This window comes from Thermococcus profundus (assembly GCF_002214585.1).
In the GTDB taxonomy this organism is placed as follows: domain Archaea; phylum Methanobacteriota_B; class Thermococci; order Thermococcales; family Thermococcaceae; genus Thermococcus; species Thermococcus profundus.
On the sequence record NZ_CP014862.1, the window covers coordinates 1462400 to 1485471 of the forward strand.

General features: G+C 51.9%; 26 protein-coding genes. 15 read left to right on the plus strand and 11 right to left on the minus strand.

Going from position 1 to position 23072, the window contains the following annotated elements; genetic code table 11:
* The first annotated feature begins 200 nt into the window (after positions 1-200).
* The 9 genes from tdh to pheT all read left to right on the plus strand — a co-directional run bounded on the left by tdh (position 201) and on the right by pheT (position 7510).
* Complete coding sequence (gene tdh, locus A3L09_RS07900) at positions 201-1253, plus strand: L-threonine 3-dehydrogenase (protein WP_088858428.1); 1053 nt, start codon at positions 201-203, stop codon at positions 1251-1253.
* Positions 1254-1342: 89 nt separating this feature from the next.
* Positions 1343-1594 (plus strand): UPF0175 family protein, encoded by a 252-nt coding sequence (locus tag A3L09_RS07905; protein ID WP_088858429.1) that lies wholly within the window; start codon positions 1343-1345, stop codon positions 1592-1594.
* Complete coding sequence (locus tag A3L09_RS07910; RefSeq protein WP_088858430.1) at positions 1591-2076, plus strand: DUF3368 domain-containing protein; 486 nt, start codon at positions 1591-1593, stop codon at positions 2074-2076. Before A3L09_RS07905 ends, A3L09_RS07910 begins: the two co-directional genes overlap by 4 nt.
* 583 nt (positions 2077-2659) lie before the next feature.
* Positions 2660-3325 (plus strand): hypothetical protein, encoded by a 666-nt coding sequence (locus tag A3L09_RS07915; protein WP_157727221.1) that lies wholly within the window; start codon positions 2660-2662, stop codon positions 3323-3325.
* A gap of 92 nt (positions 3326-3417) precedes the next feature.
* Positions 3418-4923 (plus strand): phenylalanine--tRNA ligase subunit alpha, encoded by a 1506-nt coding sequence (gene pheS / locus A3L09_RS07920; RefSeq protein WP_088858432.1) that lies wholly within the window; start codon positions 3418-3420, stop codon positions 4921-4923.
* Between the two features lie 13 nt (positions 4924-4936).
* Positions 4937-5173, plus strand: a complete 237-nt coding sequence (locus tag A3L09_RS07925; protein WP_088858433.1) for a DUF2283 domain-containing protein — start codon at positions 4937-4939, stop codon at positions 5171-5173.
* Positions 5173-5391: a hypothetical protein gene (locus tag A3L09_RS07930; protein ID WP_088858434.1), complete on the plus strand. Its 219-nt coding sequence runs from the start codon at positions 5173-5175 to the stop codon at positions 5389-5391. Before A3L09_RS07925 ends, A3L09_RS07930 begins: the two co-directional genes overlap by 1 nt.
* Positions 5388-5798: a PIN domain-containing protein gene (locus A3L09_RS07935; RefSeq protein ID WP_232473507.1), complete on the plus strand. Its 411-nt coding sequence runs from the start codon at positions 5388-5390 to the stop codon at positions 5796-5798. The genes A3L09_RS07930 and A3L09_RS07935 overlap by 4 nt, the downstream gene beginning before the upstream one ends.
* A 5-nt stretch (positions 5799-5803) precedes the next feature.
* Positions 5804-7510 carry a phenylalanine--tRNA ligase subunit beta gene (gene pheT, locus A3L09_RS07940; RefSeq protein WP_088858436.1) on the plus strand — a complete coding sequence of 569 codons (1707 nt, stop codon included), beginning with the start codon at positions 5804-5806 and terminating at the stop codon, positions 7508-7510.
* 368 nt (positions 7511-7878) lie between these two features.
* On the opposite strand, the gene thyX is transcribed toward pheT, so the two are convergent.
* Positions 7879-8625 (minus strand): FAD-dependent thymidylate synthase, encoded by a 747-nt coding sequence (gene thyX, locus A3L09_RS07945; RefSeq protein ID WP_088858437.1) that lies wholly within the window; start codon positions 8623-8625, stop codon positions 7879-7881.
* 92 nt (positions 8626-8717) lie between these two features.
* Positions 8718-9218 carry a DUF996 domain-containing protein gene (locus A3L09_RS07950; RefSeq protein WP_088858438.1) on the minus strand — a complete coding sequence of 167 codons (501 nt, stop codon included), beginning with the start codon at positions 9216-9218 and terminating at the stop codon, positions 8718-8720.
* Positions 9219-9450: 232 nt separating this feature from the next.
* On the opposite strand from A3L09_RS07950, the gene argF reads away from it, so the two are divergent.
* On the plus strand, positions 9451-10398 hold the full coding sequence (gene argF, locus A3L09_RS07955) for an ornithine carbamoyltransferase (RefSeq protein WP_088858439.1): 948 nt from the start codon (positions 9451-9453) through the stop codon (positions 10396-10398).
* Positions 10399-10497: 99 nt separating this feature from the next.
* Here argF and A3L09_RS11150 read toward each other — a convergent pair whose 3' ends face one another.
* Positions 10498-10710: a Kelch repeat-containing protein gene (locus A3L09_RS11150; protein ID WP_394335194.1), complete on the minus strand. Its 213-nt coding sequence runs from the start codon at positions 10708-10710 to the stop codon at positions 10498-10500.
* Entirely contained in the window at positions 10629-11471 is an 843-nt protein-coding gene (locus A3L09_RS07960; protein ID WP_232473508.1) for a Kelch repeat-containing protein, read from the minus strand. Before A3L09_RS07960 ends, A3L09_RS11150 begins: the two co-directional genes overlap by 82 nt.
* Before the next feature lie 147 nt (positions 11472-11618).
* Between A3L09_RS07960 and A3L09_RS07965 the strand changes: the two genes are divergently transcribed.
* On the plus strand, positions 11619-12548 hold the full coding sequence (locus A3L09_RS07965; protein ID WP_088858440.1) for an NOL1/NOP2/sun family putative RNA methylase: 930 nt from the start codon (positions 11619-11621) through the stop codon (positions 12546-12548).
* On the opposite strand, the gene A3L09_RS07970 is transcribed toward A3L09_RS07965, so the two are convergent.
* Both A3L09_RS07970 and A3L09_RS07975 read right to left on the minus strand, forming a co-directional pair.
* A complete protein-coding gene (locus tag A3L09_RS07970; protein WP_088858441.1) occupies positions 12545-13519 on the minus strand; it encodes a hypothetical protein in 975 nt (324 codons plus the stop codon). The two genes, A3L09_RS07965 and A3L09_RS07970, sit on opposite strands and share 4 nt — an antisense overlap.
* Entirely contained in the window at positions 13519-14106 is a 588-nt protein-coding gene (locus tag A3L09_RS07975; protein ID WP_088858442.1) for a metallophosphoesterase family protein, read from the minus strand. The genes A3L09_RS07970 and A3L09_RS07975 overlap by 1 nt, the downstream gene beginning before the upstream one ends.
* A gap of 93 nt (positions 14107-14199) precedes the next feature.
* On the opposite strand from A3L09_RS07975, the gene A3L09_RS07980 reads away from it, so the two are divergent.
* Genes A3L09_RS07980 through A3L09_RS07990 form a run of 3 tightly spaced genes read left to right on the plus strand, consistent with a single transcriptional unit; the run spans position 14200 to position 16318 of the window.
* Positions 14200-14460, plus strand: a complete 261-nt coding sequence (locus tag A3L09_RS07980) for a 50S ribosomal protein L35ae (protein ID WP_088858443.1) — start codon at positions 14200-14202, stop codon at positions 14458-14460.
* A gap of 34 nt (positions 14461-14494) precedes the next feature.
* Positions 14495-15637 carry a tRNA (guanine(10)-N(2))-dimethyltransferase gene (locus A3L09_RS07985; RefSeq protein WP_088858444.1) on the plus strand — a complete coding sequence of 381 codons (1143 nt, stop codon included), beginning with the start codon at positions 14495-14497 and terminating at the stop codon, positions 15635-15637.
* Positions 15638-15685: 48 nt separating this feature from the next.
* The gene (locus A3L09_RS07990; protein ID WP_088858445.1) at positions 15686-16318 is read left to right on the plus strand and encodes a hypothetical protein; all 633 of its coding nucleotides are present in this window, start codon (positions 15686-15688) and stop codon (positions 16316-16318) included.
* Here the strand turns inward: A3L09_RS07990 and A3L09_RS07995 are convergent.
* Positions 16313-16912 carry a glycosyltransferase family protein gene (locus A3L09_RS07995; protein WP_088858446.1) on the minus strand — a complete coding sequence of 200 codons (600 nt, stop codon included), beginning with the start codon at positions 16910-16912 and terminating at the stop codon, positions 16313-16315. The two genes, A3L09_RS07990 and A3L09_RS07995, sit on opposite strands and share 6 nt — an antisense overlap.
* Positions 16913-16977: 65 nt before the next feature.
* A complete protein-coding gene (locus tag A3L09_RS08000; RefSeq protein ID WP_232473509.1) occupies positions 16978-19920 on the minus strand; it encodes a PEGA domain-containing protein in 2943 nt (980 codons plus the stop codon).
* A gap of 278 nt (positions 19921-20198) precedes the next feature.
* Between A3L09_RS08000 and A3L09_RS08005 the strand changes: the two genes are divergently transcribed.
* Positions 20199-21392 (plus strand): redox-regulated ATPase YchF, encoded by a 1194-nt coding sequence (locus tag A3L09_RS08005; RefSeq protein ID WP_088858448.1) that lies wholly within the window; start codon positions 20199-20201, stop codon positions 21390-21392.
* A gap of 12 nt (positions 21393-21404) precedes the next feature.
* On the opposite strand, the gene cyaB is transcribed toward A3L09_RS08005, so the two are convergent.
* Genes cyaB through A3L09_RS08020 form a run of 3 tightly spaced genes read right to left on the minus strand, consistent with a single transcriptional unit; the run spans position 21405 to position 22963 of the window.
* Positions 21405-21908, minus strand: a complete 504-nt coding sequence (gene cyaB, locus A3L09_RS08010) for a class IV adenylate cyclase (protein WP_088858449.1) — start codon at positions 21906-21908, stop codon at positions 21405-21407.
* Between the two features lie 40 nt (positions 21909-21948).
* The gene (locus A3L09_RS08015) at positions 21949-22431 is read right to left on the minus strand and encodes an Lrp/AsnC family transcriptional regulator (RefSeq protein WP_088858450.1); all 483 of its coding nucleotides are present in this window, start codon (positions 22429-22431) and stop codon (positions 21949-21951) included.
* A 1-nt stretch (position 22432) separates the two neighbouring features.
* Complete coding sequence (locus A3L09_RS08020) at positions 22433-22963, minus strand: UbiX family flavin prenyltransferase (protein WP_088858451.1); 531 nt, start codon at positions 22961-22963, stop codon at positions 22433-22435.
* Positions 22964-23072: the final 109 nt, after the last annotated feature.

The window sequence follows — 23072 nt, forward strand, 5'->3', positions numbered from 1 at the left end:
TATTCGACTGCGTTGGTACTGTATTTAACCTCTATGTCAGATCGTAGAAAGGCAAACCTTAATCTTAAGATAATTTCAAACCTAAATCAGGATTTAGGTTTGAATTTCGATAAAAATCCTGCCCCATGATCGTTGTAGTCCATCCGTAAAAAAGTTTATATCCGCGACATATATATGCACCAGTGTAGGAGATGAGAGCCATGACCGAAAAGATGCAGGCTATTATGAAGACCAAGCCGGCCTACGGGGCTGAGCTCGTTGAGGTGGACGTTCCAAAACCCGGCCCGGGTGAAGTTCTGATAAAAGTTCTCGCAACCAGCATCTGCGGAACGGATTTGCACATCTACGAGTGGAACGAGTGGGCTCAGTCAAGGATTAAGCCGCCCCAGATAATGGGCCATGAGGTGGCTGGAGAAGTCATCGAAGTCGGTCCCGGCGTTGAAGACCTCCAGGTTGGGGATTACATAAGCGCAGAGACTCACATCGTCTGCGGCAAGTGCTACGCGTGCAAGCACAACCGCTACCACGTCTGCCAGAACACCAAGATATTCGGCGTCGACATGGACGGTGTTTTTGCCCACTATGCAATAGTCCCGGCTAAAAACGCATGGAAGAACCCGAAGAATATGAAGCCCGAGCACGCGGCCCTTCAGGAGCCCCTTGGAAATGCGGTTGATACCGTTCTCGCAGGCCCGATTGCTGGAAGGAGCACGCTCATAACCGGAGCCGGTCCGCTTGGACTGCTCGGTATAGCCGTTGCCAAGGCGAGCGGCGCTTACCCCGTCATCGTCTCCGAGCCGAGCGATTTCAGGAGAGAACTTGCCAAGAAGGTCGGCGCTGACTACGTCGTCAATCCATTCGAGGAGGATCCAGTCAAGTTCGTCATGGACATAACCGACGGGGCTGGAGTTGAGGTCTTCCTCGAGTTCAGCGGCGCTCCCAAAGCTCTTGAACAGGGTCTCAGGGCGGTAACTCCAGGAGGACGCGTTTCGCTCCTCGGTCTCTTCCCGAGGGAAGTGACGATAGACTTCAACAACCTCATAATCTTCAAGGCCCTGGAAGTGCACGGCATAACCGGAAGGCACCTCTGGGAAACATGGTACACAGTTTCAAGCCTCATCCAGAGCGGCAAGCTCAACCTCGATGCTGTGATAACTCACAAATATAAAGGCTTCGACAAATATGAGGAAGCCTTCGAGCTTATGCGCGCAGGAAAAACCGGAAAGGTTGTTTTCTTCCCGCACAAGGGATGAAGCCCTTTTGTTTCTTCCAACATTTTAGAGCAGAACAACTTCAGGAAGCGTTAAATATCACTTCTTCAAAACTACCCCACGGTGGGAAAATGGGAAAGAAAGTTGTTGTCGAGCTTCCCGGAATAGTTAAGCTCCCCGATGAGGAAGTTGAGAGGAGGGTCAAGGTAGAGCTGGCCATAAGGCTCTACGAGAAAGGCATCCTCTCTTTTGGCCAGGCGAGAAGGTTAGCCGGGTTGAGCAAGTGGGAGTTCATAGAGCTCCTCGCTAATGAAGGTAGCGGAATACACTACGACAAGGAAGAGCTTGAGAACGACCTAAAGGTCATGGAGGAAATCGCATGAAGGTCACGGTCAACTCTTCTCCTCTGATATTCCTCGCCAAACTTGGACTGCTTGACTTATTGGATAGGCTGTTCGATGAGGTTTATATCACAGAAGCCGTTTATGAAGAAACTGTAATTGAAGGTTCAGACCATGACGAGTCATCCCTCATTGCTCGGGCTAAGTTCCTGAGAAAAGTCAAGGTAAACGACCAGAGGCTTGTGAGATTCCTCCTTGAGATGATAGACTATGGAGAAGCGGAGACCATAGCGCTTGCGCTTGAGAAAGACCTCGACCTCGTTGTTCTCGATGACAAGGACGCAAGGAAAGCCGCAAGGGGTTTCGGACTGAGGGTCACGGGGACTTTGGGAATTCTCCTCATTGCAAAGAGGAGGGGGCTAATTGAGAACATAAAACCACACATAGAGACCCTCAGAAAGAACGGCTTCAGGATTTCCGATGAGATAGTGGAAAGAATTTTAAAAGAGGCAGGGGAGATTTAGATTCACGTTTCTTTTGCTTTCTTCATTCCAATCTCCACACCCTTGGCGATGGCTTTCCTGGAGGAGTAGTTCCTTGTATCTTTCTCGGTATGCACGCCATTTGTAAAGGCCATAAACAGTGAATCCGAATGTGATTAGACTAAAGCATAATTGCGAGAGCTGGCCCGAAATTTGCACCGTTACTATTCTCTGAACTTGGGATTAGTAGAGGAGCAGTTAGGGAGAGTACAATAACCGAGAGGACTGCCAAGCCCAATCCATGATTCATACCATCCTTAGCACAGCTTTTAGTTCTGCACTCCTCGGGATCTGGATCTAATCTCATAAAATCCATAAGCACGAAGCATCCCATATATAGTGAGGTATCCTATAACGACCCCAAGAATGCCCATACACCCATTTCCCTCCTGCCGGAGGGTATAATACTGGGGGATAAACAAACTCTAGGGGCTAACATATCAAAGCTATTGATAATGGAATTCGTTGTTTCAACAAAAATGAGAAACATTATTAACCTCCCCACTAATAAGGGTTGTAAGCGCACCCAAATACTTGAGAGAACTAGACATGGAGGTGGCTTATGATGGGTAAAGAGCTCGTGTTAGGAATCTTTTTTATGGCAATCCTAATAACAGTCGCAGTTTTTCAGAGCGGTGCAGTAACATCGAATACCGAGGAAAAGCACGCCCTATGCTCCGAAGGAAGACTCCATCTTTTCCTCGATGTTTACTACCCTGGAGAGCTCAGGGCAGCCGGCTATGAACTCAAAGACGATAAGATAGTGTTGCGCTTTCATTCAATAACTTCTGGTGGTCTAAGGATGAACCCCACCAACTTCACAATCCCATGCATCCCTAAGAACCTGAGTCCAAACATCTTTGAGATAAACGTCGACGGAGATACCTTTTATCCATCGTGTCAGGGAGTCCTAACAACGCCTATTTCATCCAAAACGGCCAACTCGGAGAGGAGCGTTTACTACCTTACAAGTCCCTACAACCTGAGCGAAATAGCCTTAATTGAACTGCCAGAAAAGTATTCTCTCGAAAGCCTTAAGCTGGAAAACGAAACCCTCATGATCGAAGTTTCTCCCGATGGAGACACCGGCAGTATCATCGTTAAGTCAGAACTTCTGGGAAAAAGAAGCTGGATGAGAATAATCTACTCCGACGGAAGCAAAACCTGGACGGGGCGGAAGTCAACACTGGGCGACGGAGAGTGTCCGATCTGGATATCCCCAACGTCTTAAACCAGTTCCTGTTGTTTCCTTGATCACTTTAATTTTCTACCAACCGCAATTCTCTTAAGTTATCTCAACCACTTCCAGCGGGAGGTGGCACTATGGAACTGAGCTACCAAGAAAAACTCACTCTCATAAAACTCAGCGAGACCAAAAAGGTCAAATTCGAAGAACTCGTTGAAAAAACCGGCCTTGACCAGGTAGCGGTTATGCGCTCAGTCCTCGGCCTCCAGGCAAAGGGACTTGCGAAGCTCCACGAGAGGAGCGAAAAAGTCGTTAAGATAACCGAGACCGGAAAGGAATACGCTCAGATCAGCCTTCCGGAGTGGAGAGCGCTAAAGCTTCTCCGCGAGAGGGGAAAGGTTACCCTCGACGACCTCAAAGATGTCCTTGGCGAGGACGAGCTGAAGCCGATAGTTGGTCTCCTCAGGAAAGAAGGCTGGGCAACCGTCAGGAAGGAGGATGGAAAGCTCGTCCTCGAAATAACTGACAATGGAAGGGAAGCCGGCGAGAGGCCCATCGACAGGGCCCTCAAGATCCTCGCGGAGAAGGAAACCGTCTCGCTGAGCGAGATTGAGGGTCTCGTCTCCGTCAAGGAGCTCAAGAGGAGGAAAATAGCCGAGGAAGACACTGTCACCGAGAGGGAGGTTGAGATAACCCCCGCTGGAGAGGAGCTCGTTAGCAAAGGTCTCGAGCTTAAGAGGGAGGTCTCCCTCCTCACGCCGGAACTCATAAAGTCTGGAAAATGGAAGGAAGTCGAGTTCAGGAAGTTCGACATCAAGGCACCGGTAAAGAGGTTCTACCCGGGCAAGAAGCAACCCTACAGGGCTTTCCTCGACAAGATAAGGAGAAGGCTCATCGAGATGGGCTTCATTGAGATGGTCTCGGAGAGCATGATAGAGACCCAGTTCTGGAACTTCGATGCCCTCTTCCAGCCGCAAAACCATCCGGCGAGGGAGTGGACCGACACCTATCAGCTCAAGTATCCGAAGAGTGGGCACCTTCCGGCTGAGGAGCTCGTTGCCAGGGTGAAGGCGGCCCACGAGCACGGAGGCGATACAGGTTCGAGGGGCTGGGGCTATGTATGGTCGCCAGAGAGGGCGATGCTACTCATGCCAAGAGCCCACGGAACCGCTCTAGATGCCAGACAGCTAGCGAAGGGCGTTGAGATTCCGGGTAAATACTTCACGATACAGCGCGTTTTCAGGCCCGACGTCCTCGACAGGACTCACCTCATCGAGTTCAACCAGATAGACGGCTTCGTCGTTGGGGAAGAGCTCAACTTCAGGCACCTCCTCGGAATACTCAAGCGCTTCGCCGTCGAGATAGCCGGAGCGAAGAAGGTGAAGTTCCTGCCGGATTACTACCCGTTCACCGAGCCGAGCGTCCAGATGAGCGCCTACCACCCAGAGCTAGGCTGGGTCGAGTTCGGGGGAGCGGGAATATTCAGGGAGGAGATGACGAAGGCTCTTGGAATAGATGCACCCGTTATAGCCTGGGGAATAGGAATCGACAGGCTGGCGATGTTCAAGCTCGGGATCGATGATATCCGCTACCTCTTCAGCTACGACCTGAGGTGGCTGAGGGAAGCGAGGCTGGTGTGGTGAGGTGGGTTGAGCTATGAGCGAGGAGATGATTGTGAGGTATGACCCAAACGTTGACATCCTGTACATCCAGCTCTCGCCAAAGAAGCCCGTGGACGCGGACATGAAAGGAGACTTTGTTATAGACCTCGACGAAAACGGTGAGGTCATTGGCATTGAGATATGGCGCGCGAGAGAGCTTATCCTTCCAGAGTTCTTCAAGTTCATTGAAACTGTCAAAAAAGAAGGAAAACCCGTTGAAAGCCAGGGGTGATGACCGTGCCCAAAATCGTTGTTCAGATTCCGGAGGGTGTGAGAAAAGAATTTGTGGAGATCCAGGTTAAGCGAGCTATTGCGGCCGAGAGGGCGAGGATAGAGTTTATTGAAGACATCGCGCAGAGGCTTGGGATAAACGAGAAGGACATCGATGAGATAGAGAAAGCGAGGGATGAGGCTTGGCAGGAGTTCAAGAAAGAATTGGGGCTGGAGTGATCGTTGATACCAACGTCATAATATCAGCCCTCATTCCCAAAAACTCGAAGCTTAGGGAGTTCTTGCTCACGACCGAAATACCACTCCATGCCCCGGATTATATGCTAATGGAGCTTGAGAAGTACTGGGGTATCATCGAGAAAAAAGCAAAAAAGAGGGGGATAACTGAGCCCGAACTAGCCCACTTCAGGGAAGAGCTTCTGGGAAGGATTATTTTTCATCCGCTTTCCGAGTACCGTGGTTTTATAAACAAGGCCTACAGAATATGCAGGGAGTTTGACGAGAAGGATACCCCTTTCGTTGCACTCGCCCTCTCACTGAGGCTTCCGATAGTAACCGACGATAAAGGTTTGCTAGCCCACGCTGGCGAGTATGATGTAATTCCTTTGAATGACGTGTTGAGGTGATGCTCATGCCGAAGTTCGATGTTTCAAAGCGCGACCTCGAAGGGCTCGTCGGGAAGGAGTTCAGCGTCGAAGAGTGGGAAGACCTCTTCCTATACGCCAAATGCGAGCTCGATGACATGTGGGAGGAGAACGGTGAAATCTACTTCAAGGCGGACTCGAAGGACACGAACAGGCCCGACCTCTGGAGTGCTGAAGGAATAGCGAGGCAGATACGCTTTGCCCTCGGCTTCCAGAAGGGCCTGCCGAAGTACGAAGTCGAGAAGAGCGACGTTGTAGTTTACGTTGACGAGAAGCTGAAGGGCATCCGCCCCTACGGTGTCTACGCCATCGTCGAGGGCCTGAACATAGATGAGGAAGCTCTCAAACAGATGATAAACCTTCAGGAGAAGGTTGCCCTCACCTTCGGGAGGAGGAGAAGGGAGGTAGCGATAGGCATCTTCGACTTCGACAAGGTAAAGCCGCCGGTGTACTACAGAGCGGCCGAGAAGACGGAAAAGTTTGTCCCGCTCGGCTACGACGAGGAGATGACGCTCGAGGAGATCCTTGAAAAGCACGAGAAGGGGAAGGAGTACGGGCACCTGATAAAGGACAAGCCATTCTATCCTCTCCTCGTGGACAGCGAGGGGAAAGTCCTCTCCATGCCGCCGATAATCAACTCGGAGATAACAGGAAGGGTAACCACCGAGACCAAAAACGTCTTCGTTGACATAACAGGATGGGAGTTGAATAAAGTCATGCTCGCCCTTAACGTCGTAGTTACTGCTCTTGCGGAGCGCGGCGGGAAGATACGGAGCGTCAAGGTGATTTACCCGGACTTCGAAATAGAGACGCCAGACTTAACGCCGAAGGAGTTCGAGGTCGAGCTCGACTACATCAGGAAGCTGGCCGGCCTCGACCTGAGCGACGAAGAGATCAAGGACCTCCTAGAGAGGATGATGTACGAGGTCGAGCTTAAAGACGGAAGGGCTAAGCTCCGCTATCCAGCGTTCCGCGATGATATAATGCACGCAAGGGACGTCCTTGAGGATGTGCTCATAGCCTACGGCTACAACAAGATCGAACCGGAGGAGCCGAAGCTCGCTGTCCAAGGAAGGGGAGACAAGTTCGTTGAGTTCGAGGATGCCGTTAGGGAGCTCATGGTCGGCTTTGGTTTACAGGAGGTCATGACCTTCAACCTGACGAACAGGGAGGCTCAGTACAACAGGATGAACCTTGAATTCGGAAAGGACTACTTCAAAAACCCGCCCGCTGAATTGGTGGAGATAGAGAACCCGATAAGCCCCAAGTGGTCGGCTCTGAGGAACTGGCTCACACCCAGTTTACTCGACTTCCTGAGCCAGAACACCCACGAGGAGTATCCTCAAAAGTTGTTCGAAGTCGGGAAAGCCACACTCATAGACGAGAGCAGAGAAACCAAGACGGTCAGCGAGAGCAAGCTGGCCGTTGCCTTAGCTCATCCGCGCGTGACCTTTACAGAGGCTAAGGAAATCCTCGATTCGGTAATGCGCCACCTCGGCTTTGAGTACGAGCTTGAAGAAGTAGAACACCCGAGCTTCATTCCAGGTAGGGCCGGCAGAATCATCGTGAACGGAGAAACGATAGGGATCATAGGGGAGATACACCCAGAGGTGCTGGAAAAATGGGGAATAGAGATGCCAGTCGCAGTGTTTGAGACATTTTTGGCTCCCCTCTACAAGGAGCCGTACCTCTAAGGCTGTTCTTCTTCCTTTGCAATTTTATCTAAAAGCGTCTTCATAATCTCGAAGTTTGTCAAGTTTATCATGAGCTCAGTATCAAATACGATCCCCATTTTCACCACCATAATCGTTAACGCCAAGGTAGTTATCAAGTTTTTCCCAGGATACTTGGACAGATGTCAAATATTGTAGATAAACTCCGGGAAATCTGAATGATTGACAATTAATCTCAAGATCATTGAAGTTCTGTTCATGGCGAGTATCTCGTCGAAGGATGGAGATGCTCAACTAGATGGGAGAGGCAGGACAGCACAGTCTCACCTCATCTCCAAAAACAACACCCACTACGTCCAAACACAAATCCAAAAAAGTTGTTTGGATAATCACCGAGAAAAACTCCTGAAAAGTGCCTCCCATTTCTCCTTGGTCCTCTTCCAGCATCCGGGGGGCATAAGCTCGCCCTCGGGGCAGTAGCCGATCTGGATGCACCTCGGCCCGAGCTTCGCCCACTTTATTATCGGCCTCAGCTCATCGTTCTTCGCGATCTCTTCTAGCATTTTCCAGGCTACTTCCCTTATCTCCCACTGAGCCCTCTCGCATGCCCTCAGCCCCAAGAAGTGCTTCAGCTCGCGGAGGTTCATTGTAACGACTATCTTCGTCCTGACTGCCTGTGGGAGGATGAAGCGCGCGTCCTCCTGGTGCTGGCCGCGCTCAATGCTCTTTTTGTACAGCTCGATGGACTTTTTCATGAACTCCTTCCACTCCCCAAGTAGCTCTGGATCCTTTTTTATCTCCTCGGGGATAACAAAGGTCTCTTCAATGTCTTTCGGGTTTAAAATTATATACCTCTGTGACTGTTGGGTATAAGAAGCAAGTCTATGTCTAACAAGTTGATGCGAACAAACACGAGAACAGCCTTCTATGGCAAAAGTGAGCGTCGCATGCTCAAGAATTGACTCGTGCCCGTAGCCAAGAACCCTCGGAAGGTGCATTTCGACGTCGTTCTCGGTCATCCTCTCAAAGGCTTCCGTTTCCCATTCTTCCCAGTAGCTTATAAGGGCCGCCCATGTGACAGTCTCAAGTGGGTTCTTTGTATAATTGACAAGGGTCACCCTGATTCCATCGCCCATGGATGCCACCGAAAACAGAATGAACCTTCCCTTATTAGTTTTTTGAGGACAAAATTTTCATCAGAAAATCAAAGGACAAAAAGGGAAGAAGTTCAAAAGACGACCTCTTCCTCTGCTGGTGTCTGACCTTTCTTTCCAGGGAGTTCGTCCGGCAGGGAGAAGAATGCAACCGTCTCGAGAATCGCTGCTACAAATATCAACAGGATACCGATCACGATTATCATTAAGACGGCTCCTATTATGTAGAGCAGGGCAGCGGTCTTGAACATGGCCACGCCTGTTTCCTCCGCTATCATGTCGTAGCTCTGCTTCATGAAGTACACGGACACTATCATAAGGATCGCCGCGAGCACACCCATAAGCCCAAATCCTGCAATGCTTCCGGACAACAAGCCTGGCAGGGGCAGGAGGAGGCCAATCACTGCCAGAATAGCGGCCCACAGGTACTTGTTGTAGATCTCCTCGTTGCCGGTTGCTTCTGATATCTTCTTAATGCCTATCAGCTTCAGTATAAAGCCGATGAAGCCCAGGCCAAAGATTGTCAGTATAGACCCGATTCCGCCCCAGGTTTTTGCATCTTTCAACTCAGACATGGGATCACCCCACATTATTTGTAATCCTAATTTTAAAAAAGTTTCCTTTCTATGACATTAAAAATTAAATCTGCAAACTCCGGAAAATACATTAGAATGCAGGTGTATTCAGCATTGAACGTTGCATTTAGAAAGAAAAACAAGATGGAACTCAAAGACTTTTCACTTCCACCCAATTCTATCCGACGAAAGGGTTATTAGTGAGGGCATCGAGGATTTTTCGGTGATGCGCATGGTGGTTAGCCTTGCAGGAAGGGATGTTCTCTGCCTCCAGGACTTCACGAGGGAGGAGCTTGAGACGATTCTCAAAACAGCTGAGATGATGAAGATCTGGAACAAGATCGGAAAGCCGCACCGCGTTCTCGAGGGCAAGACTCTAGCTATGATATTCCAGAAGCCCTCAACTAGAACCAGGATCTCCTTCGAGGTCGGTATCTACCAGCTCGGCGGCTACGGCCTCTACCTCAACGCCCAGGACCTCCAGCTCCGCAGGGGAGAGACGATAGCCGACACCGCAAGGGTTCTCAGCAGGTACGTTGATGGGATCATGGCGAGGGTCTACGCCCACAAGGACGTTGAGGATCTGGCAAAATACGCAAGCGTTCCAGTGATAAACGGTCTCTCTGACTTCTCACACCCATGCCAGGCCCTAGCTGATTATCAGACCATCCTTGAGAAGAAGGGGAGAATAGCTGGCCTTAAGATCGTCTACGTTGGAGACGGCAACAACGTCGCCCACTCCCTCATGATAGCCGGAACCAAGCTCGGTGCCAACGTGGTCGTTGCCACCCCAGAAGGTTATGAGCCGGACAAGAAAGTTATCAAGTGGGCAGAGCAGAACGCCGCCGAGAGCGGTGGAAGCTTTGAGCTCCTCCACGATCCGATCAAGGCTGTTAAAGACGCCGACGTCATCTACACTGACGTCTGGGCGAGCATGGGGCAGGAAGCCGAGGCAGAGGAGAGGAGGAAGATATTCCAGCCCTTCCAGGTCAACAAAGACCTCGTCAAGCACGCGAAGCCTGACTACATCTTCATGCACTGCCTCCCGGCCCACAGAGGCGAGGAGGTTACGGACGACGTCGTTGACAGCCCGAACAGCGTCGTCTTCGATGAAGCGGAGAACAGGCTCCACGCCCAGAAGGCAGTCATGGCCCTCGTCATGGGCGGGATTAAGGTCTGAGGATTTTTCTTCATTTTTTGCCATCCCTGTGATAGATCCTAAATTTTTGGCCTCCTAAAACTTGTTGGTCATGGAATGATCACGAAGACCGATGAACATCTAATCCCTAGGCGTGAAGATTACGATGTACTTGTTGGGTCCAGGACCTCTCCCTCCAACTAGGTATATCTTCTCTCCGTCCCAGGCTCCAGGAGCCTGCCCAATGGGATACGGGAGGGTGCCGACTTTTGTTATGGAGTTATCCTCCGGGACGAAGAGGTAGATGGCACGGCTGAAGTTGGAGCTGTCGTAAAAGCCGCCGAAGATGTATATCCCCTGTCAGTTGCCACCGCCGTTCTGGCCCAGTATTTGTCGGGAAGCCTAACTGGAGCCCAGAGGAAGCTTTTTGAGGATGGATCGAAGACCGCTATCCTATCGCCGTGTACGAGGTATCCCTTCCCTTTGTACCACACAGCCGCATACATTGAGGTTCCCGGAAAGACGAACCCCTCCGGGAAATCGAGATCGAGGCGCTGGAATATCTTTGCATAGGGGTCAAACGAATAGACGGAGAGGTTTCCACCCAGGAATCTGACGAAGAGATACGCCTTTGAACCATCCCAGAGAAGGGAGAGCTGGTCGTAGTCCCTAAAGGGCATCTCAACGAATTTCCTCATGGTCCCGTTCTCAGGGTTGTACGCGTAAACGATGGGAATCTGAGTAATGTTGCCGGGATTGTATCCCCCAAAGAGTAACACCTCATTGTTTATCCACAAGGCGGGGACATCGGTCACGAAGGGAGCATCGAGCTTACCCAGCAGTTCGGCCTTTCCGTTCTTCACCCGATACACTCTATTCTCGGCTCGCTCCCCCTTAACCAAAACCTTAACGCTTGCTATGAAGGTTGAGTTGTCCACCTTCACGAAAAACCCGTTTCCAAGTCCTGCGAGAACTTCATGGTCGATTTCCACGAGCTCAATATCGCCGGCAATGCGGGTGCTCCCTGAATTGGATCCAAGGGCGCTCCATGTCCAATATCCAGCTATCCCCGCCACCACGAGAAAAAGGACGGCTAAGAGCAAGCTATGTCTCATGTCACTCACCGCCATGATGATGTACTAATTTTTGGTGACATACTATTTTAATTTTTCGATGTTAGGTTAATTTCCACACTCTCAAGTTGATTAAAAGACCGCATTTTATGCCCAAGAACCTTTTAAACCCCTTTCCCAACTTCCAACATGCTCGAAAGGTTGTTTTCCCTCGGCTACTCAAGGACATTCGCTGAAAGGTATTACCAGCTCTGGGGCGAGAGGGCCTTAGCGATAGCAGAGGCCATGGAAAAACCTCTGCCGAGATGCTTCCGCGTTAACACCCTCAGGATAGAGATTCCAAAACTCACGAAGCTCCTCAACAAGAAGGGCTTTCAGTTTAAACGAGTTACCTGGGCGAGGGAGGGCTTCTGCCTCACGAGGGAGCCGTTCTCGATAACCTCAACACCCGAATATCTTTCCGGCCTTCTCTACATCCAGGAGGCGAGCTCGATGTATCCCCCCGTTGCCCTAGAGCCTAAACCTGGAGAGACCGTCGCCGACATGGCCGCCGCCCCCGGGGGAAAGACCTCCTACATGGCACAGCTGATGGAGAACGAGGGGATAATCTACGCCTTCGACGTTGGAGAAGAAAGGCTTAAGGAGACGAGGCTCAACCTTTCGAGGCTGGGAATTACAAACACTATCCTCCTCCACAGCTCTTCCCTCCACATAGACGAGCTCGGCGTTGAGTTCGACAAAATCCTCCTCGATGCGCCCTGCACGGGCTCCGGAACGATACACAAGAACCCGGAGAGGAAATCCAACAGAACGATGGATGACGTTAAGTTCTGCCAGGGTCTTCAGATGAGGCTCCTCGAGAAGGGCCTGAGCGTCCTTAAAGAGGGGGGGATTCTAGTTTATTCAACCTGCTCCCTAGAGCCGGAGGAGAACGAGTTCGTTATCCAGTGGGTCTTAGACAACTTCGACGTTGAGCTTCTTCCGTTGAGATACGGCGAGCCAGCTTTGACGAACCCCTTCGGAGTTGAGCTGAGCGAAGAGATAAGAAAGGCGAGGAGATTTTATCCGGACAAACACGGGACGAGCGGCTTCTTTGTTGCAAAAATAAAGAAGCGTTAATCCTTTGACTTATCCACAAGCTTCTTATCAAGCTCTTTGAGCCTCTTTAATACGTCTTCGCTTAGATGCTTCTCCAGCTCCTCACGGGCAGCCTTGGCTAGGTCGAACTTTGAGTCGTACTTTCCAAGGGAAGTCCAGTGCATCTTCTTCCCTTCCAGGAAGACGTCTATGTCGCAGAGCCTCTTGTAACCGGCGTACTCGATGCCCTTAAGGAGGAACTTTACCCTTTCGGGCTTCTCCCATGTCAGGAGCTTGAGCTTGTAGACCGGAACGCGCATGAAGGGCCTTGGATAATCCCAGTCCCATCCTTCCCCAACGATGAAGCCCAAGTCGAGGTCTTCAATGACCATCATGAGCCGCTCTATGTTCTCCTCGTACCGTCTCTCCGTGTCGTATATCTTGATCGTCAGCTCGTTCCACTCCGGCATCAGCCTCAGCAGGAGAAGGGGGACGTCGATGCTCAACTCTCTGTAAACCCGAAGAAAGTTCCTCCTTATGAGGACGGCGCCCTCTATCTCCTCCGGGCCGATCGACGAGCTGAGCTTTTTGGTAGTGATCCCTATTATGGTGTCATTGGCCTCACCCTCGTCAAGGGCGGTTTTTATATCCATGACGTCACCGCCGTATTTCTCGGCTATGAGTTTCAGGGCTTCGTCCACCTTTTGAGGCACCCTGAGGAAGATCAGCGTACTCTCAACATGAACCTTTTCAATTGGAAGATTCCTGTTTATTATCTGGCTCAGAACGAGCGGGGCGTGGGATTTCACCAAAAACCCGGTCTTCGGCGGCAGGGTCTCCTTCTGCCATTCGTCGGTAACAAAGAGGACGGTCTCAAACTCGCTGCTTTTCCGTATGGCCTCCTCAGTGCTGATCTCCTCAACCCCAAAGGCCTCCTTCAAAGCTTCTTTAACGGCCTCCGCGTGTGCGGTTCTCAGGAACACTATCGACGGACCAAAACGGGCAACCTTCATCACAGACCCCTCCACATCTTGTATCCCCGGCAGGTATCGGTTCCTGGGGGGTATTTTATTCTGTACGTTCTCCCGCTTGGGAGAAGGACGAAATTAACCCCCAGAACGCCATTCAAACCTTTCTCAATGAGCTTGAAGTTGTGACCGTAGAGCCGAAAATCCACGGGGGAACCGAGGACTTCCTCGGGCCTGTGGCCCAGGGCAAACCTCACCCCCTCGATCTCCACTACGGTTCCAGGGTCAACAACGGCATCGCCGAAGAATTCCCTTATCACCTCAACGTCGTCCTCGTTGCCCGGCACAATGTAGAGCTCCGCCCCGCTCCCCTTGAGTATTGATGCAAGCTTTCTAATGGCACCCCTGTATCGAGGAAGCAACTCAGGCCTCCTCTCAAGCTTAAGGTTGTCGGCCAAATCTCCAGTGTGGATTATGTAGTCCGGACTGATCTTCTCTATCAGCCTTTGAACAAAGGGATAAACGGATTCGGGAGTGTCGCTTACGTGCATTACCGTTACCTCTCCCGAACTGGAAATTTCAGCGGGAACATCCCTCCTGAACTGGAGTTTCTTGAGGATGTTAAGTACCATATGGGGAGTTGGGCATTGGCCTATATTAGCCTACCGCAGGATAAGTTTTAAAAAATCGCTATCCCTCAAAAATCCTCGAAGGGGGTGAGGATCATGAGGAGGGCTATAGTCCTCTCCTACGCCGGTAGCCACGAGCACCAGCACAACCACCACATGATCCTCAAGCCCCTTGGAGTGGAGGACAGGGCAGGAGCGAGCGCCCTCATTGGGAGAAAAGTCGTCTGGAGGACCCCCACGGGGCGGAAGATGATAGGAAAGATACTCCGGGCTCACGGCAACAGGGGAGAAGTAAAGGCTTACTTTAACCCCGGTCTCCCGGGACAGGCCATCGGGGACTACGTCGAAATCCTTTAAACGCTTCCCACCTTTTCTTTCTCAGGTGAGAAAAGTGGAGTTTATCGAGATCAAAGAGGGCCTGGCTAGGATACTCGTTCCAAAGGCCGAGAGAATATACGATGCACCAGTGTTTTACAATCCCGTTATGGCCCTGAACCGGGACATAAGCGTTCTCGTCCTCAAGATTCTACAGCCTGAAAAGGTACTTGACGCCCTATCTGCGACGGGGATAAGGGGCATCAGGTACGCCCTTGAGACCCCAGCTCAGGAGATCTGGCTCAACGACATAAGCGACGAGGCCTACGGCTTGATAAAGGAGAACCTGAAAAAGAACCTCGAAGGGGAGCTCTATGAGGAGGGAGATAGAGCCTATTTCTGGGGCGAAAAGCTCGCCGTTGCAAACAAAGGCGACGCCAACAGGTTGATGGCAGAGAACTTCCGCTACTTCGACTTCCTGGATCTGGACCCCTTCGGCTCCCCCATAGAGTTTCTGGATGCCGCCCTCAGGTCGGTGAAGAGAAAGGGAGTCCTTGGGATAACCGCCACTGACACTGGAGTTCTCTGCGGGGCCTACAGGCAGGCATGCAGGAGGAAGTACCTGGCCGAGCCCATAAGGGGGGAGCTGTGCCACGAAGCGGGGTTAAGGATACTGATCGGGGCTGTGGTCAGATACGCCGCCAAATACGATCTGGGGGTTGAAGTTCTTCTCGCATACTACCGCGACCACTACTTCAGAGCATTCCTCCGGCTGAGAAGCGGAGCGAGAAAGGCCGATGGGAGCCTCAACCAGCTTGGATACCTGTGGCAGAGGGAGAACGGCGAGTTCTTCTATGAAACAGCTTTCCTCCCGCAAAACAGAGGTAAGGTCTACGGCCCCATGTGGCTGGGACCCCTAAAGGATCAGGGCTTTGTGGAGGATGTTTTAAAAGGGGCAGGAGAAAGCGAGCTTGCGCATAAAAAAACACTCAAGTTCCTAGAAGTTCTAAGAGAAGAGCTGGACGTTCCGTTCCACTACGATACGCATGCCATAGCCAGAAGAAACGGGCTTGAGCTAAGGAAGGTCAAGGCCGTCGTTGAAGAGCTTAAGAACAGGGGGTACGCGGCCACCAGAACCCACTTTTCGCCGACCGCGGTAAAAACCGATGCTCCGTTCAACGCAGTGTTGGAGGCGCTCAAAGGCTCATCCGGAGGATGACATTTCACAAACGCAACCTATAAATATTCCCAGGATGTTATTCCTCTGATGACACTGGTGTTCCACACTCCAGACCAATCAGAGGAGGTCAAACCGTTCGAAGGGTTCCCCCTTGGAATAAGGCAGGGTAGTTCGTCGGCCGTGCTGTTCTCCGATGAGCTTTCTGAGGTCTTTCTGGTGACATACCTTGAGGCGGCTCTCCTCGAAGGGGGGAGTGTCTACCACGTCCAGGTGGGTGGGGGCTTTACTCCAAGCACTCTCAGGAGGATAAAAGAGGACATCAGTGGATTCCACTTTGGAAAAACTTACAGGCTGTCTTCGGTAGTGGAAGCCCTGAAAACTATGGAACCTGGCTCTTCTCTTGTCGTCTCGGGTTTTCCCCTGCTGAGGGACAGGAGCACTGATGGACTCCTGGAACTACTCGAGATCGCGGGAGAAAAGGACGTAACCCTAATCCTTACCCACACCCCGATAGTCCTCAACGAGCTGGACCTCCCCGGGGAGTTCTCATCCCACTACCTTCTACCAGAGCTCTTTGACTACCTCTTCGTGGCTAGAATGAGCTCCTACCGCGGTCATTACCGGCTTAACGTGTCCCTCCTCCGTGCCCCAGCGGATTTTGTTGGGAACCTGGGGGAGCACTCAATACCCGTGGACAGCGAAATAAAAGCACTGCTATAACTGGCCGAGAGCCTTAAGCGTCTCCTCTGCAAACCGGGCATCGTTTCCGTTCTTGACCCTAAAGAAGCTCAGCGTTACCTTTGGGTTTCTCCTTGACAGTTCTTCTATAGACAGCGGCTGATAATCGAGGAACTCAACCACTTTGCTCAGACTCCGGTATCCTTCGCCCAGAGCCGCTTCAATGGCATCTAACAAGGCCTCAGAATCGTAGATGGCATGGGTAACCCCCGTGCTCCCATCCCTCCAGACGGGAATTAATGCGTCAGGCTCCATCTCATAAAACAGACCAACCATATAATCCACGAAGAACGGCATTACCAGGGGCATGTTGCCCTCAAGGAGAAAGAGCTCTTCAACCCCCCTCAGGGGATTTAAGAGGGCTTCCATTTTATTTCTTCCGGAAGCCGGGAGGGGTTTGGAGACATGAAGCGAATAGGTCTTGAGTTTGTCCTTCCGAACGAGCGTGACGATGTCATCTATTCTCTTCGTTAGAAGAAGCCTTCTCTCGGTTAACCTGATAACCGGCTCATCTCCAACGGGAATCGTGTAGTTCTCATTCGGCTTCTCAGGATAAGCTAAGATAAAGGCCTTCATGAACCGCAAACCGAAACGGGACTTAAAAAAGTTAACTCAAAAACGATAAAGAAAAGGGGAAGGGATCACTTCCTCCTCCTGAGGAGGAGCGGTATTATTGCCAGGCCGACGAGAGCGGCCGGACCGCAGATTCCTCCACCACCCTGCTTGCTGGTAGTGGTGGTCTTGCTCGGTGAGGACGTGGTCGTAGTTGTCGTAGTAGTTGTTGTGGTTGTGCTCGTCTGGATTTTCTCGAGCTTGACGTTCTTGGTGACTTCCTTGCCTGCCTCGATAGTCACGGTGAACTTCTGCTCCTTGTACCCATCCTTCTTGACGGTGACCTCGTGGTCTCCAACGGACAGGGTGTACTTCTCAAGTGGTGTGGTGCCGACTTCCTGGCCATCGATGATGACGGTGGCACCGCTCGGATCAGAGGTCAGGGTCAAGGTTCCGGTAAGCGGCACAAGCTCAACCGGCACTGAAAGCTCCTTGTTCTCAAGGATCGAGACGTTGAAGCTCTCCTCACGGTAGCCCTCCTTCTTGACTGTGACCTCGTGGGTTCCAACGGGCACCCTGTACTTCTCAAGCGGAGTGGTTCCAACCTCTTGGCCATCAATGTAAACCGTGGCACCGTCAGGTGTGCTTGTGATTGTGAGGAGGCCTGTCTTTGGAACGAGGTCAACGTGGAATGAGAGCTCCTTGTTCTCAAGGATCGAGACGTTGAGGGACTCCTCGTAGTAGCCTTTCTTGACTATCGTGACCTCGTGAAGCCCTATGGGCACCCTGTACTTCTCAAGCGGAGTGGTTCCAACCTCCTGACCGTCAACGAGAACTGTGGCCCCGCTCGGGTTCGAGGTGATTGTGAGCATTCCAGTCCTCGGAATGAGCTCAATCGGTACTGAGAGCTCCTGACCGACAACTATTGAAATGTTGAGAGCCTCGTCAAGGTATTTGTCCTTGCTGACCCTGAGTTCGTGGAGGCCCGCCGGAAGGACGTAGTGCTGGATCGGGGTGGTTCCGATCTCCTTACCGTCGATATAAACTGTGGCACCGTCCGGCTCTGAGGTCACGGTGAGGAAGCCGTAGTTGTCGCTCACGGGAACCATGTCAACGGTGGCTAGTGATACCGGCTCGAAGTCCTCGGTGTACTTGTAGGACGAAAGCTGCTTCTCCTGCGGGAGAACGGTGCTGAACCAGTCAGGGACTAGGAGGTCCATGACGCGTGGGGCGACACCGGCGGCAATGGCACCAGCGTCTCCACCGCCAATCCTCCACTCCTCAGCCTCAACGTTAACGTCCCTCCAAGTATCAACACCAAACCCATCCTGACTACCAACAAGCACAGCGTAGAAAGTGTCGGGGGTTATCCTGAGGTACTTCCTCGGCACTGTGACTATGACAGTGTTGGTTGAAAGGTCGGCGGTAGCCTTTATCGGGATGGTGGTCATGTTCGGGAGAACCAGGTCGCTGCCCCAACCGTGGACCCTGAGAGCGACGTCCCAAGGCCTGTTGAACTTGACGTTTGCTCCTGGGCCGTTGTCGGCGAGCTTGATGGCTGAAGTGTTCCCACCGTCCTTGAAGTCAAAGTAAGCCTCGATTATCTGCAGGCTGAATCCGTTCGGAGCACTCCACGGGTTACCGCCAAGGTTCTTGAAGTGGAAGTAGAGAACATAATCGCTGGACGTCTCGTAAACGGTGAAGCCCGTAAGGTCGAAGAGGCCGGTCTGGTTGAAGACCGGGTTGGTCGGGTAAGTGTAGGTGCCCGGACCGTGGTCATCACCCACCGGATCGGAAACGCTGAAGACCTTCTTCATCTCGGAGAGCTGGGTGAACTGGGCTGAGGTGTCAACGAACTCCGCAGAAGTATCGCTGACGGTAGCGTTGGTGTCGACCAGCTCAAGTGAGGTGTCAGTGACGGTGAGGTTTGCGTCCTCAACGGTGATGCTAACATCCTTGGCCATCGAGTCGAGGACTCCCGAGGTCGGGCCCTTAAATACGAACGCGTTGTCATTGAGCTCTCCCCCTGCGTAGACGACATTGCCCTTCACAATGACCGCGTTGAGGGCGTCGGCGGCATCCCCACCGTAGGTAACTGCCTTGACGACGTCACCGTCCTGGGTGAGCTTAATCACAACTGCATCGTCGCCCATGGTACCGACCGCGATTATGAAGCCGCGGGTGCTGTACATGTTCTTGATGAAGACGCCCCTGTAGAGCTTCTGCCACTTCAGGTTGCCGTAGTAGTCGAACTTCACGAGGACGGTTCCCTCGTCGGTAAGCACCGAAGTAACGGTTCCCTTGTAGACTGGGACTATAGCGGTGGCCTTCTCGTCTCCAGGCCCGCCGATTGCCTTCTGCCAGTAGGCCTTGCTTCCGTCTCCCTTGAACTTGACTATCCAAGCGTCGTTCTTCGAGATGCCGGCACCGTTAGCCCAGCCAACGGCGTAGTAGTACTTGTAGTCCTTGAGGACGTTGGTGAAGCCGTAGTTGCCCTCACCCTGGAGAACCTTCTGCCAGGAGATGTTACCGTCCCCGGTAAAGGCCCCTATCCACGGCTGGCCGTTGTAGCAGCCAACAAAGGCGTAACCTGAGACGGCAAAGGCCATCTGGTTTCCGTCGCCTCCTATGGCCTTCTGCCAGACGACGTTCCCGTCGCCGTCGAACTTAACTATCCAGGCGTCGTTCTCGGGAATTCCCGCACCGTTAGCCCAGCCAACGGCGATGTACCCGTCACCTGAGGCCCTGATATCATTGAAACCGTAGTTGCCGGTTGCGGCCTTCTGCCAAGCTATGCTGCCGTCATCGTTGAGCTTTACCAGCCATGCGTCAGAGTGGTCAACTCCTGCACCGTTGAGCCATCCAACAAAAACCAGCCCCGAATCACCGTAAGCGAGTGAAACAACGCTGCTCTTCTCTGCCTGGTACAAGCCTGCCCAGAAAATATTGTCGGACTCAGAAGCACTGGCGAACCCAACACTGGCACCGAGCCAGGGTATGCTCCCAAGCAACAGGAATATCAATGGAAGCACTTGCAGCTTCCGGTTCTTCACTTCTTTAAATCCGTTTTTGGATTTCACGAACCTTCACCTCCCGCGATGGGGTTCAATACTCTTACTGCGCTCATGTTTTTAACTTTATTGCCCATCGGCCGTTTATGGGCAGAGGTAATTTGGGATGGGTTCCTAATAAAACTAACGTCTAAAAGAGGTTTTAATCCCAGGTAAAAGGAAGTTTACAACCTCGGGACAACCTGAATCGGCCCACAACTTCTTAAAGCCATGCTTCCCAAATTGAGCGGGGGTCGATGATGGAGATTGGAGTCGTTGGAAAACCAAACGTGGGGAAGTCAACGTTCTTTTCAGCGGCCACCCTCGTGGACGTTGAGGTGGCGAACTATCCGTTCACGACGATAGAAGCCAACGTAGGAGTAACCTACGCAAGGGCGGAGCATCCCTGCAGGGAACTAAGCTGCACACCTAATCCACAGAACTACGAGTACAGAAACGGGATAGCGTTAATCCCCGTCAAAATGATAGACGTGGCAGGCCTAGTTCCCGGTGCCCACGAGGGCAGAGGACTTGGCAATAAGTTCCTCGATGACCTCAGAATGGCCTCTGCCCTGATCCACGTTATAGATGCCACAGGAAAAACGGACGCCGAAGGACAGCCCACGGATCACCACGATCCAGTTGAGGACATTGAGTTCCTCGAGAGGGAGATCGATTTCTGGATATATGGAATACTGAAGAAGAACTGGGAAAAATTCGCCAAGAGGATAAAACTTCAGCACATAAAGCTCGAAGAGGCGATAGCCAGCCACCTGTCGGGAATAGGAGTTAAAGAGGAGGACGTATGGGAGGCGGTACACAAACTCGGCCTCAACAGTGATCCTACCAAGTGGAGCGATGATGACCTTCTCGGCTTCGTTCACGAGCTCAGAAAGGTCAACAAACCGATAATAATCGCCGCCAACAAGGCAGACGCGGCAAGTGAAGAAGATCTAAAGCGGCTCATCAGCGAGGGAGAAAAGAGGGGGTACATGGTCATCCCCACCAGTGCCGCCGCGGAGCTGACCCTGAGGAAGGCGGCAAAGGCAGGTTTCATAGAGTACATACCTGGATCGAGCGACTTTAGGGTCGTCAAGGAAATGAACCCGAAGCAGGAGAGGGCACTTCAGATAATAAAGGAGAAGGTTCTGGATCGCTTCGGCTCCACCGGGGTGCAGAAGGTCATTGACACCGCCGTGTTTAAACTGCTCAACCTGATCCCCGTTTATCCAGTTGAAGACGAGCACAAGCTCACGGATCAGTTCGGGAACGTTCTGCCGCACGTGCATCTCCTTCCTCGGGGTTCAACACCTCGCGATCTGGCCTACAAAGTGCACACTGATCTCGGAAAGACTTTTCTCTACGCGGTCAACGCCAGAACCCACAGGCGCGTCGGAGACGACTACGAACTTCAGTTCAACGATATAATAAAGATAGTTGCAACGGCGAGGTGACCTCCAACCGTTTCATTTTTCCTTCAGGAGCTCCTGGTAGAGCCTCGGTTCGACGTCTTTCTCGGCTAAACCCAGTCTTTTGGCGACTTCCCATATCCTCTCCTTTGCGTAGACAACGTCATCGGACAGGATCTCTATGTCAAGGAAGCTTCCGAGCCCCTCAACGTCGCTCAGCTCAAAGGTCACATCCCCTAGTTTGTAGACCAGGCGGCGTTTTTTCACAAGGACGTCCTCTTTAAACCCGAGGCGCCTGAGGATCTCAACCGCGGTCTTGAAATCCGAGACCTCAACCTCAAGCTCATCGAACTCTTCGTTCTTCCCTGGATCCTGTATGTATTTGTAGGTTATGTAAGCCCTGCCAAGGTTCCGGATCCACCTAACCCTAAGGAGCTCCGGGTGGGGGAGGGAAAAGTAGAGATCCTCCTGAAGTTCTTCTCCTTTGAACTCGGCCCCAAGATCTTCTATCTTCCCTTTCATATCATCAAAGCTAACCCTAAACTTGACCTCGACCTCCATCTAAACCACCGAACTAAAAGGCGTTTAAAAGAGAGAAAACTCAGACATCGACGAGGAAGCCTATAAGCTCCTCACCTTTCTTTATGTCGTCAATGAAGTACACGTGGACACCCTTCAATGTCGGAAGGGTTTTGATGTTCTCATCTATGAAAGCCTCAAGGCTCTCCTCGTTTTCGCCCCCAATGAGGGCCATAACCGTGTCCTTCCCGCTTTTGGCAACGAAGAGGACGTTCGAGAGCATGGCCAGAGTCCTCATAATGTGGTTAACGTACCGCTCAAGGAAGTCCTCGATTATAGGGGTCTCAGCCTGGAGCACAACGAGGGCAACTTTCTTGGGCTGAAGGGCCTCACCGAGGAGTATAGTGTAGTGATCTATGGCACCCTTCTCAAGGAGCTTCTTGATTCTAAAGTGTATGGTTGACTCGGGACGGTTGAGCTTCTCGGCTATTTCCGAGATAGTCAGTCTAGCGTCTTTTTTCAGGAGTCGGAGGATTGATCTGTCAAGATCGTCAAGTTGCATCATTTCACTCCCCCCATCTCGGATAGTTTTCCTCTATCCCTAACTGGTCTAGTATCCTCCAGATTATAAAGTTTACGATATCTTCCAAAGTTTTGGGATGGTTATAAAATCCTGGAGAGGCTGGCATAACAACGGCCCCGGCCCTGGCCGCCCTCAGCATGTTCTCTAGGTGAATCACACTCAGGGGAGTTTCCCGTATCAAAAGGACGAGCTTCCTCCGTTCCTTCAGGGCGACGTCCGCTGCCCGCGTTATCAGGTTGTCGGTAATTCCATTGGCTATAGATGCTAAGGTCTTCATCGAGCAGGGCGCTACCACCATTGCATCGAACCTGTAAGATCCCGATGCCACTGGGGCAAACAGATCGTCCTCGGAGTAGTCCGGGGTTAAATCGACGCCGAGCTCGTGTTTTGTCACTGCGATGCCCGTTTTCGAGGCCAGCAAGATTACATCGTGACCCATGGACCGAAGCTTATCGGCTAGCCTAACACCGTAAACACTGCCGCTCGCACCGGTAATCGCGACTACAATGCGCATGCCCATCACTACCCCTACCGGTGATGCACGCCGACCCTTATTAAGTTTACCTAACTTTTGGAGGTAGCGCAACAGAAGGAAAAAGATTTTAATGGCCCCCTCACGATTA

Bases quoted from the DNA above. Each gene is read 5' to 3' on its own strand.
- tdh (WP_088858428.1), top strand. From the start codon at position 201: ATGACCGAAAAGATGCAGGCTATTATGAAGACCAAGCCGGCCTACGGG.
- A3L09_RS07905 (WP_088858429.1), top strand. From the start codon at position 1,343: ATGGGAAAGAAAGTTGTTGTCGAGCTTCCCGGAATAGTTAAGCTCCCC.
- A3L09_RS07910 (WP_088858430.1), top strand. From the start codon at position 1,591: ATGAAGGTCACGGTCAACTCTTCTCCTCTGATATTCCTCGCCAAACTT.
- A3L09_RS07915 (WP_157727221.1), top strand. From the start codon at position 2,660: ATGGGTAAAGAGCTCGTGTTAGGAATCTTTTTTATGGCAATCCTAATA.
- pheS (WP_088858432.1), top strand. From the start codon at position 3,418: ATGGAACTGAGCTACCAAGAAAAACTCACTCTCATAAAACTCAGCGAG.
- A3L09_RS07925 (WP_088858433.1), top strand. From the start codon at position 4,937: ATGAGCGAGGAGATGATTGTGAGGTATGACCCAAACGTTGACATCCTG.
- A3L09_RS07930 (WP_088858434.1), top strand. From the start codon at position 5,173: ATGACCGTGCCCAAAATCGTTGTTCAGATTCCGGAGGGTGTGAGAAAA.
- pheT (WP_088858436.1), top strand. From the start codon at position 5,804: ATGCCGAAGTTCGATGTTTCAAAGCGCGACCTCGAAGGGCTCGTCGGG.
- thyX (WP_088858437.1), bottom strand. From the start codon at position 8,625: ATGGGCGATGGAATCAGGGTGACCCTTGTCAATTATACAAAGAACCCA.
- A3L09_RS07950 (WP_088858438.1), bottom strand. From the start codon at position 9,218: ATGTCTGAGTTGAAAGATGCAAAAACCTGGGGCGGAATCGGGTCTATA.
- argF (WP_088858439.1), top strand. From the start codon at position 9,451: ATGGTGGTTAGCCTTGCAGGAAGGGATGTTCTCTGCCTCCAGGACTTC.
- A3L09_RS07960 (WP_232473508.1), bottom strand. From the start codon at position 11,471: ATGAGACATAGCTTGCTCTTAGCCGTCCTTTTTCTCGTGGTGGCGGGG.
- A3L09_RS07965 (WP_088858440.1), top strand. From the start codon at position 11,619: ATGCTCGAAAGGTTGTTTTCCCTCGGCTACTCAAGGACATTCGCTGAA.
- A3L09_RS07970 (WP_088858441.1), bottom strand. From the start codon at position 13,519: ATGAAGGTTGCCCGTTTTGGTCCGTCGATAGTGTTCCTGAGAACCGCA.
- A3L09_RS07975 (WP_088858442.1), bottom strand. From the start codon at position 14,106: ATGGTACTTAACATCCTCAAGAAACTCCAGTTCAGGAGGGATGTTCCC.
- A3L09_RS07980 (WP_088858443.1), top strand. From the start codon at position 14,200: ATGAGGAGGGCTATAGTCCTCTCCTACGCCGGTAGCCACGAGCACCAG.
- A3L09_RS07990 (WP_088858445.1), top strand. From the start codon at position 15,686: ATGACACTGGTGTTCCACACTCCAGACCAATCAGAGGAGGTCAAACCG.
- A3L09_RS07995 (WP_088858446.1), bottom strand. From the start codon at position 16,912: ATGAAGGCCTTTATCTTAGCTTATCCTGAGAAGCCGAATGAGAACTAC.
- A3L09_RS08005 (WP_088858448.1), top strand. From the start codon at position 20,199: ATGGAGATTGGAGTCGTTGGAAAACCAAACGTGGGGAAGTCAACGTTC.
- cyaB (WP_088858449.1), bottom strand. From the start codon at position 21,908: ATGGAGGTCGAGGTCAAGTTTAGGGTTAGCTTTGATGATATGAAAGGG.
- A3L09_RS08015 (WP_088858450.1), bottom strand. From the start codon at position 22,431: ATGATGCAACTTGACGATCTTGACAGATCAATCCTCCGACTCCTGAAA.
- A3L09_RS08020 (WP_088858451.1), bottom strand. From the start codon at position 22,963: ATGCGCATTGTAGTCGCGATTACCGGTGCGAGCGGCAGTGTTTACGGT.